A 12,934-nucleotide genomic window follows, 5' to 3' on the forward strand; every position below is an offset into this window, starting at 1 on the left:
TCTTTCTGAAGTAAGATAGTCACAATTGCTTTTATTCAAATGGGCGAACTCTTAAATGAACACCAATTTTATCACAAATAGCTTGGCAAGCTGCAATTTCTTTTTCTCCTATGCAATCCACAACTGTCATAATAACATTTGGAATATAAGATTTGCAGCTTATAGTAAATCTTATCATAGAATCATAAGAGGAAAGGCCGTATTTATTTCGTGTTAGCTTTAGAAATTCTTCAGCATTAGAAGAATTTAAGCTTATAGATATTGTATCAATTAATCCTTTAAATAAAGGAGCAATTTCTTTTTCGTAAACTAAATCACCAAGACCATTAGAATTAAGACGTATAGGTGTATTAGCAGATTTATTTTTTATATATTCTGCTACTTTGATTAATGTATCAAGAGCCATTGTAGGTTCACCAAAGCCACAAAATATGATTTCTTTAAATTTAGCTATATCGTATTTTTTAAATTCTGATATGATTTCATCGTAAGTTGGTTCTCTTTCAAGCCATAAACTATTACTTTCTTTCATTTCTTTAGTATTTCTCAAGCAGAAAGTGCAGGCGCAGGAGCATTTGTTAGTTAAGTTAACATATACTTTCAAGTCACCTGAAATTTTTTCTTCTTCTGAAATATCATTTAGATTGATATAAACACCTTTTTTTGCTGTATATAAGATAACCATAAGACATTTCCTCATTCCTTAAAAATAATATTCTTTAATTTTAAATAGTTATTTACAATTCGGTTAAGAATTCTTCAAAACAAATTCCATGAGTTTCAGGAATGTTTTGTTTTATAGTATATTCAATTGATTTACTTATAAATTCAGTTGCTTTTTCTACTGAATAAACTAGATCTTTTCCTTTTACTATACTTGAAGCTACAATAGAAGTAAATATATCACCAGTACCAGAACGATCCTCACCAATTTTTTCAACATTAATAATTTTGTGTGGTTTTCCAATCTCGTATATGAAATTTTGTATTATACCATCATATTGAAGACCAGTAATAACAACTTTGCTTGGGCCACTATCACAGAGACATTTTGCTATGTCTTCTAATTCATTAAGTGATAAACTCTTAGTTGGATAAGGTATATCAAGAAGTTTACATGCTTCCGTAAGATTAGGTGTGATTAAGTCAGCGTATTTTATTAGGCGTTTCATCTCATCACACATTTCTTTAGTGTAAGTTAAATAGATTTTACCATAGTCACCCATAACAGGATCAACAATAACAATAGTATCCTTATTTTTAAAGATTTTAATAAAATCAATTACAAGATCAATTTGTTCTTTTGAACCTAGAAATCCAGTACAAATTCCATCGAAATTTATATTTAGATCATTCCAATTATTCATATATTCTCTCATATGAGGAGTATAATCATCAAAGAAAAAACTAGAAAAGCCAGTATGTGCAGATAAGATTGCAGTTGGTAATGGACAGCATTGAATTTTCATTGCTGAAATAATAGGTAAAGCAACTGCTACAGAACAGCGACCAAAGCCTGTTATATCATTAATGACTGCAATTTTTTTTTGTTTTTCTAAATTCATAATAATCCTCCTTTTTTCTAATCACATTATTATAAGTTAATTTTTGTAATAAATAAAATGTACCCATACTATTTTTACAATTTATGGATTAATAGTGAAGTTCATAGTTATATAAGTTACAATAATTATAAATAAATACAATAAAAAATAATCAGAAAATTCAAAAATATTGTTGATTTTGTTTTAGTAATAAGTTATAATTATATCAAGATAAAGGTTTAGATTTATCTTAGTGTACTGACACTTCAATCCGGCAGAAGAGCATATCCTACGAGGTATGTGGTTGGTGACGGGCAACGGAAAAATCCCGGAGGCAATGTACGACAGACGGTCGTACCCAGTTGGCGGACAACGTAAAAATCAGTGGCTAAGGAGAAGCAAGTGCTTAATTGCACTTGCTTCTTACATTTTAAAAGAGATATGAGTTTGATCATATCTCTTTTAATATATATTAAATTTTGAAATGAAAATAATATAAGGGGAGTTTCGAAGAATTTGATTACTTTTTGTAAATAGTGTATTCTTATTTTTAAAGTAACTAATAAGATGGAGTAAAAATTAATGAAAAGATTTAAAAAGGTTTATATAGAAATAACAAACATATGTAACTTAAGCTGTAATTTCTGCCCTAAAACATCTCGAGAATTGAAATTTATGGGAGAAAGTAGCTTTGAACATATTATTAAGAATATCAAGCCATATACAGATCATGTATATTTTCATTTGATGGGTGAGCCCTTCTTGAATAGTAATTTAGAACAATTTTTAAGAATAAGTGATGAGAATAAATTAAAGGTGAATATTACTACTAATGGCACATTAATAAATAATGTGAGTGAAATATTATTGAAATCTCCAGCTTTAAGACAGGTTAACGTTTCATTGCATAGTTTTGAAGCAAATGAAGAAAAAATTACATTTGAGGAATATATAGAAAATGTTCTTAATTTCGTTAATGATGCAACAGCAAATACGAATATAATATGCTCTTTGAGGTTATGGAATTTAGATACAAGGTACAAAGCTAGCAATGATTTAAACATAGATATATTTAAATTGTTAGAAAATAAGTTTAATCTAGAAGAAGATTTGAAAAAAATTTTAATAGAGAAGAACAGTTATAAACTGAAAAAGAATTTATATTTGAGTATGGGTGAAAAATTCAAGTGGCCGTCTTTAAAGGCAGAAGAAATAGGAGAAAGGGCTTTTTGCTATGGACTTAGAGATCAAATAGGAATACTTGTTGATGGAACTGTTGTGCCTTGTTGCCTTGATAGTGAAGGTAGTATTACACTTGGAAATATTTTTGAAGAGCCATTAGAGGGTATTTTGAATTCTAAAAGGGCTGAAGAAATATATAATGGATTTTCAAATCGTAAAGCTGTTGAAGAGTTATGTAGAAAATGTGGATTTATAAATAGAATACGATAAGAATGATCTGATTGATATAGCCTTATGTAGATTATAGAGTTTTGTTTGAATATAAAAAGAAATGCCAAGATATAATTTTATTTGTATATTAATTAAAAAAAGTGGCTATACTCCATGGATAAAGGAGTGAAGAATATGATAAATAAAAAGAAACTATTTGTATGGATGGTAATAATTTTAGCACTTATATTTTCGATAACGTATTATTTTTCAAATAAATATATAACAAATAAAAATACACAGAATAATTCTGTTAGAGCCAGTGAAACAGATAAAAGTCAAGAATTAAGTGATAATTTGAAAATTTGTTTGGTTTCAGGAGAAAAGAAGGAGAAGGTATTAACATTAGCTGAGTTAAAGAAAGAACTTAATTTGGATTCTAACTTGACTGAAGCAGAATTATCAAAGGAATTAAAAAACAAAGGATATGTTTTAGAGGTCCAAGAAAATGGAGAAATGACATATAAAAAGGATAGTTCAAAATCTGTAAAGCCTAATAAATATTATATTGGTGAAAAGGATGGATACTTAGCTATATATAAGACTAATGAAAATGGTACATTATTAATTGAAAACAGCAATGACGTATATACTAATAGTAAGAAAATTGAAAGTTTAAATGATATTGATAAGAACAAAATTGAGAATTTTGAACTTGAATATAATACAAAAGATGATGCAGAAGAAAATTTGTCTGAGTTTTTATCTTAATATTAATTTGAACTTAGTATTTAATGATATATGTTTTATAATGAGGTATGAGAGTAATTAATTACTCTCATACCTTATTTTTATTTAAAGAAATATAAAAATTACGTTATTGAAAGATTTAGCTTAAAATGATAAAGTATATGTTAGGTTTTAATAATGTGTAAATTTTCTTTACAGACCTTATTTTTATAAATGTTTTTTATTCTTTAGGAATTTATTATGCAGTAAAATCTGTGGATAATATATGAAAAAGGCTATTTTAATGAGCTGTGTATAAGAAAAAAATAAAAAATAAATCATATTCGCCTGCATAAGATGTTCTCATATGCAGCATAGCTGTCATTTCTAATGTGCAGATTTTTCTCACATACGTTCGAAAAGGCAAATGCGTAAAAAAATCTCCGGCTCCACAGTCGCCTACGATTTTTTTATGATTTATAATTCATACTAGCTGACATAGTTTGGAGGAAGAAAGATGTACGAATATATTAAAGGAAAATATGTAGGAATAAATAAAGATTATATAATAGTAGAGAATAGTGGAATTGGTTATAAAATATTTACATCTGGTGCAACTATGTCTTCTTTACCGAAGTCAGGAGAGGAAGTTATGCTTTATTTAGAGCAGATCGTCAGGGAAGATTTTCTTGGGCTTTATGGTTTTGATTCAAAGGATGAATTAGAAATGTTTAAGTTGCTGCTTACAGTTAGCGGGGTTGGTCCAAAAGCGGCGTTATCACTATTATCAATTAGTAGAGTAAACAACTTAAAATATGCAATAATGACTGGTGATGAAAAACATATTTGCAGAGGAATTGGAATAGGTAAAAAGACAGCAGCAAGGATTATCTTAGAACTAAAGGATAAGTTAAAGCCTGATGAATTATTAGATAGCGTTGAGAGTATAGACATTCAAGGAAATGAAAATATTATGATAATATCTGAAGCATTAAGTGCATTGCTAGCATTGGGATATAGCGAAAAGGAAGCTGACACAGCTCTTAAGAAAGTTAACAAAGAAGATAGTGTTGAAAACATTATTAAAAGTGCTTTGAAGGTTTTGGTCAGCTAAAAGTTAATAATTCACAGTTAACAGTTGTGAAGTAGATGGTGGCGCTTGATGTACATTTAGGTTTGAATATTATTTACATAAATTAATTTTAAAGATTTTCTTAGGAAAAGGGGGAGGTTTTTTGGAAAGAATAGTTAATTCGTCTGAGTTACAGGAAGATTTCAATTCAGAGCTTAGTCTAAGACCTCAGAAGATAAGTGAATACATAGGGCAGGAGAAGGTTAAAGAAAGATTAGATATATTTATTAAAGCAGCTCAAAATAGAAAAGAAGCTTTAGACCATGCTTTATTATATGGTCCACCAGGTCTTGGAAAAACAACTTTAGCAAATATAATTGCTAAAGAAATGGGAGGCGATTTGAAAATAACCTCTGGACCTGCAATTGAAAGAGCAGGAGATTTAGCAGCTATCTTAACTACTTTGAAGGATTATGATGTGTTATTTATTGATGAAATTCACAGATTAAATAGAACGGTTGAAGAAATACTCTACCCTGCTATGGAAGATTATGCTTTGGACATAGTTATAGGAAAAGGTGCAGCAGCAAAATCTATAAGAATAGATCTTCCTAAATTTACGCTTATAGGAGCAACAACTAGAATTGGAATGCTTACATCACCACTAAGGGATAGATTTGGTGTATTATGCGCTATGGAATATTACACAGATGAAGAACTTAAAGAAATAGTAATTAGAAGTGCCACTGTTTTTGGTTGCCAAATCACTGAAGAAGGGGCTCTTGAAGTTGCAAAAAGATCAAGAGGGACACCAAGAATTGCCAATAGATTATTAAAAAGGGTCAGAGATTATGCAGAAGTAAAAGGAAGCAGATTAGTTTCATTAAAAGAAGCGCAAGGAGCTTTAGAATTACTTGAAGTAGATAATCAAGGGTTTGATAAAGTTGACAATAAAATATTGGAAGCTATTATAGATAATTTTAATGGAGGCCCTGTTGGGATAGAAACACTGTCTTATTTTATAGGGGAAGAATTAGGAACTATAGAAGATGTTTATGAACCATACCTGCTTCAAAAGGGATTTATCATAAGAACACCTAGAGGAAGGATTGCAAGTGAAAAAGCTTACAAACATTTGGGCAGAGTATATAATCCAAAGAAAAAGGATAGTAATGGTAAGCAAGGAAGCTTTTTTGAAGGCTAAATATTTAAATAATAAGATTAATATACACATATAAAAAGAGCAGCTATGCTGCAACATCGGAACTTAATATAGTTCATAATTAGGTAAGGTAGGAATAAAATACCCAGAATTTAAGAATTTACACCTATGAAAAGAGTGGCTATGCCACAATACGGAACTTTTCTGCAACCAAGAATATAAGAATTTAATTTATTTAATTCATTTTATTCTTATATATATTTACTTAAAGCTTATAGTTAGTTAGGAGAATAAAGAAAAATGAACGTAAAAGACTTTGATTTTTATTTACCAGAAGAGTTGATAGCTCAACATCCTTTAGAGGAAAGAGATTCTTCAAGGTTGATGGTTTTAAATAAAAAGACAGGAGAGATTAATCACAAAAAATTTCGAGATATTATTGGATATTTAAATGAAGGTGATACTTTGGTATTAAATAATACAAGGGTAATGCCGGCAAGATTAATAGGAGAAAAAGAAGAAACAGGCGGAAAGATAGAGTTTTTGCTGCTTAAAAGAGTTGAAAAAGATCAGTGGGAATGTTTAGCAAAGCCAGGGAAGTCAGCAAGAGTTGGAAGAAGATTTACTTTTGGTGAAGGGAAATTAAAAGCCGAAGTAATTGAAGTTAAAGATAATGGAAACAGAATAGTGGAATTTTATTACGATGGAATATTTGAAGAAGTATTAGATTCACTTGGAGAAATGCCATTACCGCCATATATTCACGAAAGATTAGATGATAGAGAAAGATATCAAACGGTTTATTCAAAAGAAAATGGATCAGCAGCTGCGCCAACAGCAGGGTTACATTTTACAAAAGAATTATTAGAAGAAATAAAAGCTAAGGGTGTTAATGTAGTTTACCTAACATTACATGTTGGTCTTGGAACTTTTAGGCCTGTTAAGGTTGACACTATAGAAGATCATGAAATGCATTCTGAATTTTATATGCTATCAAAGGAAACCGCAGATATTATAAATAAAACTAAAAAAAGAGGCAATGCAGTAATTTCTGTTGGAACTACTTCTACAAGAACCTTAGAAACTATTGGTGATGAAAATGGTTTTGTAAAAGAACAAAGTGGATGGACTAATATTTTTATATATCCAGGATATAAATTTAAAGTTGTAGATAAACTAATAACAAATTTTCATTTGCCAGAATCAACCTTGATAATGCTTGTTTCTACATTGGCTGGAAAAGATAATGTTATGAATGCTTATAAAGAAGCAGTAAATGAAAGGTATAGATTCTTTTCTTTTGGAGATGCAATGTTTATCAATTAGGAGTTAAGAGTTTTGAGTTAAATGGATTTACTAGAACTCATGACTGTAAAGTGCCCACAGGGTACCCTAAAGGGCATAAACTGTGAACTAAATTAATTACGCTGATGAGGTGACATTAATCAAGCGTTTATAAAAATACAAAATTATATTTAAGAGGTGACGCTTGTGAGTAAAAGATACACGTTATTAAAAAAAGATGGAAAAGCAAGAAGAGGACAATTTGAAACTCCACATGGAACTATTCAAACACCAGTATTTATGAATGTAGGTACATTAGCTGCTATAAAAGGTGCAGTTTCAAGTATGGATTTAAAAGAAATTGGATGCCAGGTTGAGCTTTCTAATACTTATCATCTTCATTTAAGACCAGGAGATAAGGTTGTAAAAGCACTTGGAGGATTACATGAATTTATGAATTGGGATAGACCTATCCTTACAGATTCAGGTGGTTTCCAAGTATTTTCATTAGCAAAAATGAGAAAAATAAAAGAAGAGGGAGTATATTTTAACTCTCATATTGATGGAAAAAAGATATTTATGGGACCAGAAGAATCGATGCAAATTCAAAGCAATTTAGCTTCAACTATAGCAATGGCATTTGATGAATGTATTGAAAATCCAGCTCCAAGGGAGTATGTTGAAAGATCTGTAGCTAGAACTACTAGATGGCTTGAAAGATGTAAAGATGAAATGGATAGATTGAATTCACAGCCAGATACTATTAATAAAGAGCAGATGCTATTTGGAATTAACCAAGGTGGGGTTTATGAAGATATTCGAATTAAGCATGCCCAAGAAATTGTTAAGTTAGATTTAGATGGATATGCCATTGGAGGTTTAGCCGTTGGTGAAACTCATGAAGAAATGTATAGAGTAATAGATGCTGTTGTCCCTCATTTACCAGAAGATAAGCCGATATATTTAATGGGGGTTGGTACACCAAACAATATTTTAGAAGCAGTTGAAAGAGGCGTAGATTTCTTTGATTGTGTACTTCCAGCGAGAAATGGAAGACATGGGAATGTATTTTGTGGTGAAGGCAAGTTGAATTTAATGAATGCGAAATATGAACTTGATACAAGACCAATTGATGAAGGGTGTCAGTGTCCTACATGTAAAAACTATACAAGAGCTTATATAAGACATTTGTTTAAAGCAAAAGAAATGTTGGCAATGAGATTATGCGTGTTACATAATTTGTATTTTTACAATAAATTAATGGCAGATATAAGAACAGCAATTGATGGAGGATATTTCAAAGAGTTTAAGGAAAAGAAACTAATTGAATGGCAAGGAAAAGCATAGGATATATATTAAAAAAATAAATATTTTTGTAAATTATTACAAAATAATCTTAGTATTAAGATGATATATTGATTAGTTAGCGCTAGTGAATATTGACATTAATCACAAGAAAATGTAAACTACATATCGTGGAATAGAAAAAAATAGAAAAAATATGGAGGATTAATATGGAGAATATGTCTGCAATTCTTTATCAATTAGCACTTTTCGTACCGATAATAGTAATATTTTATTTTTTACTTGTATTACCAGAAAAAAAGAGGAAGAAGAAATATCAAGGTATGCTTCAAGAATTGAAAGTTAATGATGAAGTTGTTACAAGAGGTGGAATTATAGGGAAAATAACACATATGGATGAAAATACTATTACCCTTGAAACAAGTCCAGCTAAAACTAGAATTAAATTTGAAAAAAGTGGAATAGCTTATAAAATGAAAGCTGAATAATCATAATACCGACTAATGCTTCATAAAATGAAGTGTTAGGAGGTGTTATTTAAATGGAAAATGCAAAATATTTAAAATCTGTAGCAAAAGGTACTATAGGAACTGTAATTCTTAGCTTTATTGGTGTAGCCGTCTTGTCGGTGTTGATGACAAAGCTTTCATTCAGTAAAGGAATATTCAATGCTATCTATGTGATCATATCTTTATGTAGTTTAAGCTTAGGAGCAGTTATAGGTGCTAAAAAAAATGAGTCAAAGGGCTGGCTTGTAGGGTTTGGAGTTGCAATTGGATATTACCTAGTCTTATTCATATTGACCAGCTGTTTTAGCGGTGAACTAGTTTTTAATCTTTTTGATTTTGTTAAACTTATTATTGCTTTAGCAGTAGGAACTCTAGCTGGAATGCTTGGAATAAATCTATAAGCTCTTTTGTATTTTGCTAAGATTAGAAAAAGTTATACATATGTAAAGATAATTTAAGTTTATTATTAATCTTCTTCCTATTATAATGGATCAATAAAAAACTTTGCTAAGATATTATAGTATGCTATAATGAACAATGTGCAACATATGAATTATAACAATATTTAAAATTAAGAATTGATGGATTCTTTTTGTAAGAACTGTGATTCTTAATTTTAAGTATTTTGGTATTTTACATAATGTATAGAAAATTAATGGATTTACAATTCAAAATTTTACTAAATTAGAGAAATAAAATACTAATAAGAAAAGACATAATTTACAGAGGGGGATTAAGATGAAAAAGAAAGGCAAAAGTTCGGCAGGATTTATAGCAATTGTTGTCGTAATATTATTTTTAGCTTTTGCAGGATTTAAGGGCTTTGTCGTTGGCGGATGGCAAGTTAAATCTTTTGATAAAGTAATAACTAGAGGACTTGATTTACAAGGTGGAGTTTCTGTGTTGATGGAAATTCAACAAGATAAAGTAACTAAGGAAGAATTAGAAAGTGCTAAGCAGCACATTTCTTTGAGAGTAAATAAACTTGGAGTAGCTGAAACTGTTGTTACAACAGAAGGTGAAAAAAGAATAAGAGTTGATGTTCCTGGAATGTCTAATTCTAATGATATAGTTCAGAGTTTAAGTAAATCTGGTAATTTGGTATTTAAAGGACCAAATGGAGATGAAATTTTAACAGGTAAAGATGTTAAAAAGGCAACAGCACAACTTAACCAACAACAAGGTGGTTATGAAATTGGATTAGAATTAAATGATGAAGGTACTAAAAAGTTTGCGGATGCAACAGGAAAGTATATAGGACAAAATATTGGGATTTATCTTGATGATGAACAGATTTCAAATCCAAGAGTTCAAGTACAAATAAATGATGGTAAAGCATCAATAACTGGAAAGTATACATTAGAAGAAGCTAAATCTCAAGCAGGCTTAATTAATTCAGGTGCTCTTCCACTTCCAGTAAAAGCGGTTACAGTCAGCAATGTTGGAGCTGAACTTGGAGCAACAGCATTTCCTAATTCAATTAAAGCAGGAGTTATAGGAGTTGGATTAGTATTCTTATTTATGCTAATTAATTATAGACGTCAAGGTTTAATGGCAGATATTGCTTTAACCTTATATATAGTACTTACACTTTTAGTATTTGTAGAAGTAGGTGTTACATTAACACTTCCTGGTATAGCAGCTTTCTTACTGACTATTGGTGTAGCTGTTGATGCTAATATATTGACTTTTGAAAGAACTAAGGAAGAGCTACTAAAGGGCTATTCTGTTAAAGCAGCTGTTAAAAAAGGTGGAGAACATGCATTATCTTCAATTGTTGACTCAAATGTTACAACTTTACTTGCAGCACTTATCTTATACTTTATAGGATCAGGAACAGTAAAGGGCTTTGCTATTACATTGATGATAGGTATAATTATAAGTTTATTTACTGGTTTATTAGTAACAAAAATACTTGTTAACTTAGCTGTTGACATGGGATTCATAAGCAAAGTATCTCATTTTGGAGTGAAATTAAAAAAGGAGGATGAAAAACATGCTTAAAATTATGGAAAAGACAAAAATATGGTTTTCAATTTCCTTTATAATTATTGTTATTGGGTTAGGGTTTCTAGCTTTTAGAGGATTAAACTTTGGAATAGACTTTAAAGGTGGTTCAGATATAAAGATACAATTAAACGAAAGTATAAATAAAGAAGATGTTGATTCTATTGTTAGAGGCTATGCTCCAGATGCTAGCACAAATACATTAAATGATAATCAATATGAAATTAAGTCAGCGGATCTTGATAGTACTAAATTAGCTTCAATTATGGGAGATTTAAAGAATAAATATCAATTAGATGATAAAGCATTAGTTTCACAAGATGAAATTGGGCAATCAGTTGGTAAAGAGTTGACTCAAAACTCGATTTTAGCTTTACTTGGTGCTTTTGCAGTAATGCTTGTTTATATAGCTATTAGATTTGAATTTAAATTTGGTGTAGCAGCAATTGCTGCTACAATTCATGATATATTAGTTACTCTTTCTGTTTACACTATATTTTACATTCCAGTAAATACTCCATTTGTTGCGGCAATACTAACAATTGTAGGGTATTCTATGTGTGATACTATAGTTATTTTTGATAGAATTAGAGAAAACACTAAAATTATGAGAAGAGCTAAGCCAATTGAAGTTGCAGATGTAAGTTTAACTGAAACAATAAAAAGATCATTATACACATCCTTAGCAACTGTAGTTACAATATTAGCTATGAATGTGTTGGTCCCATCTGTTAGAACCTTTACTATTCCTTTAATAATAGGTATTATTAGTGGTGCATATTCATCAATATGTATTGCTTCACCAATTTGGGTATACTTAAAGGATAAAGTTAGAGGCGGAAAGAAAAAATTACAAAGTGTTTAGTGACTGGAAATAATAGAAAACCTCCAGAATAGTTTGGAGGTTTTTTATTTGTCAACAAAACGATTGTAAAATTTATTATAATCATTTATAATAAAGGTGTTTTCTAATTTTATGGAGGAATAGGCCATGCGTAAGTTCTGGGAAAGTATATATTGTCCAAATTATATTAGCGGATATAACCCATTTATTCTTAAAAATATGAATAAAGCAATAGAAAGATTAGCTTTAGCAATAAATAATAGACAAAAGATTGTAGTCTATGGTACATATAATGTTGATGGGATTTGTGCAGTTTCATCTTTAATTCTTGTTTTAAAGTATTTAAATGCTGATGTAGAGTATCTAATATATGACAGACAAGAAAGTGATGCTGTAATAAATTCAGTGGATATTAAAAATAATGTGGATTTTTTAGGAGCTGAACTTTTAATTACTTTAGGTATAGGATTAAAATCTAAAGAAGAAGTAGATTTGTGTAAAGATTTAGGAATAGATTTAATTGTTTTAGAGAATGAGGAAAGTGACCTTGTTAATGATTACATTTACATAAATCCAAGTCAAAAGGGATGCCAATATAGGTATAAGAATTTGTCCATAAGCGGATTAGCATTTAAACTTATGCAAGCTATTGCAATTTATTATAATATGAAGAGCATAAATAAATATTTGGATTTAATTCTTATTGGAATACAATGGGCAAAAGTATCAGCTAAAGGTGAAAATGGGGTATTAATTAAAGAAGGAAATAAGTTTTTAATTAATACAAACAATAATGGATTGAGATCAATTATTGAATTTAACAATATAAAAGAATTTAATGATGATGGTATAAATAAAATAATAGAATTATTGATTCCACCTATAGGAGCTGTAGGGATAATGGATAATGCTCGAATAGTATTGGAATTATTAACTACTAATGATAAAGATAGAGCGGATCAAATAGTTAAATATTTATCAACGTTAAAGAAGACTACATCGTTAAAATGTATTTCAAATTAAAATATATATTTATTTTATTTACATTACTAAATCATAAATTTTAACTTAAATAATAGTTGGAGG

General features: G+C 29.6%; 13 protein-coding genes. 11 read left to right on the forward strand and 2 right to left on the reverse strand.

Going from position 1 to position 12,934, the window contains the following annotated elements; translation table 11 throughout:
• Positions 1-31 precede the first annotated feature (31 nt).
• Together L3B98_RS05835 and L3B98_RS05840 are read right to left on the reverse strand one after the other, a co-directional pair.
• Positions 32-685, reverse strand: a complete 654-nt coding sequence (locus tag L3B98_RS05835) for a TatD family nuclease-associated radical SAM protein (protein WP_077362697.1) — start codon at positions 683-685, stop codon at positions 32-34.
• 52 nt (positions 686-737) lie between these two features.
• Entirely contained in the window at positions 738-1,565 is an 828-nt protein-coding gene (locus tag L3B98_RS05840; RefSeq protein ID WP_015392637.1) for a pyridoxamine kinase, read from the reverse strand.
• Between the two features lie 561 nt (positions 1,566-2,126).
• Here L3B98_RS05840 and L3B98_RS05845 point away from each other — a divergent pair.
• The 11 genes from L3B98_RS05845 to L3B98_RS05895 all read left to right on the forward strand — a co-directional run bounded on the left by L3B98_RS05845 (position 2,127) and on the right by L3B98_RS05895 (position 12,871).
• Positions 2,127-2,996 carry a radical SAM protein gene (locus L3B98_RS05845; protein WP_238915946.1) on the forward strand — a complete coding sequence of 290 codons (870 nt, stop codon included), beginning with the start codon at positions 2,127-2,129 and terminating at the stop codon, positions 2,994-2,996.
• A gap of 135 nt (positions 2,997-3,131) precedes the next feature.
• The gene (locus L3B98_RS05850) at positions 3,132-3,707 is read left to right on the forward strand and encodes a hypothetical protein (RefSeq protein WP_015392639.1); all 576 of its coding nucleotides are present in this window, start codon (positions 3,132-3,134) and stop codon (positions 3,705-3,707) included.
• Positions 3,708-4,182: 475 nt separating this feature from the next.
• On the forward strand, positions 4,183-4,779 hold the full coding sequence (gene ruvA, locus L3B98_RS05855; RefSeq protein WP_015392640.1) for a Holliday junction branch migration protein RuvA: 597 nt from the start codon (positions 4,183-4,185) through the stop codon (positions 4,777-4,779).
• A 121-nt stretch (positions 4,780-4,900) separates the two neighbouring features.
• The gene (gene ruvB, locus L3B98_RS05860; RefSeq protein WP_238915947.1) at positions 4,901-5,941 is read left to right on the forward strand and encodes a Holliday junction branch migration DNA helicase RuvB; all 1,041 of its coding nucleotides are present in this window, start codon (positions 4,901-4,903) and stop codon (positions 5,939-5,941) included.
• A gap of 258 nt (positions 5,942-6,199) precedes the next feature.
• Positions 6,200-7,225 (forward strand): tRNA preQ1(34) S-adenosylmethionine ribosyltransferase-isomerase QueA, encoded by a 1,026-nt coding sequence (gene queA / locus L3B98_RS05865; protein WP_077362701.1) that lies wholly within the window; start codon positions 6,200-6,202, stop codon positions 7,223-7,225.
• Between the two features lie 165 nt (positions 7,226-7,390).
• The gene (gene tgt, locus L3B98_RS05870) at positions 7,391-8,530 is read left to right on the forward strand and encodes a tRNA guanosine(34) transglycosylase Tgt (RefSeq protein WP_015392643.1); all 1,140 of its coding nucleotides are present in this window, start codon (positions 7,391-7,393) and stop codon (positions 8,528-8,530) included.
• Positions 8,531-8,697: 167 nt separating this feature from the next.
• Positions 8,698-8,976, forward strand: coding sequence for a preprotein translocase subunit YajC (gene yajC, locus L3B98_RS05875; protein ID WP_015392644.1), 279 nt, complete (start codon positions 8,698-8,700; stop codon positions 8,974-8,976).
• A gap of 53 nt (positions 8,977-9,029) precedes the next feature.
• Positions 9,030-9,398 (forward strand): TIGR04086 family membrane protein, encoded by a 369-nt coding sequence (locus L3B98_RS05880; protein ID WP_015392645.1) that lies wholly within the window; start codon positions 9,030-9,032, stop codon positions 9,396-9,398.
• Positions 9,399-9,735: 337 nt separating this feature from the next.
• Positions 9,736-11,001: a protein translocase subunit SecD gene (gene secD / locus L3B98_RS05885; protein ID WP_015392646.1), complete on the forward strand. Its 1,266-nt coding sequence runs from the start codon at positions 9,736-9,738 to the stop codon at positions 10,999-11,001.
• Positions 10,994-11,869 carry a protein translocase subunit SecF gene (secF, locus tag L3B98_RS05890; protein WP_015392647.1) on the forward strand — a complete coding sequence of 292 codons (876 nt, stop codon included), beginning with the start codon at positions 10,994-10,996 and terminating at the stop codon, positions 11,867-11,869. The genes secD and secF overlap by 8 nt, the downstream gene beginning before the upstream one ends.
• 126 nt (positions 11,870-11,995) lie before the next feature.
• Entirely contained in the window at positions 11,996-12,871 is an 876-nt protein-coding gene (locus L3B98_RS05895) for a DHH family phosphoesterase (protein ID WP_015392648.1), read from the forward strand.
• The last annotated feature ends 63 nt before the right edge of the window (positions 12,872-12,934 follow it).

The organism is Clostridium sp. YIM B02555, assembly GCF_022320955.1.
Lineage (GTDB): Bacteria > Bacillota > Clostridia > Clostridiales > Clostridiaceae > Clostridium > Clostridium saccharoperbutylacetonicum.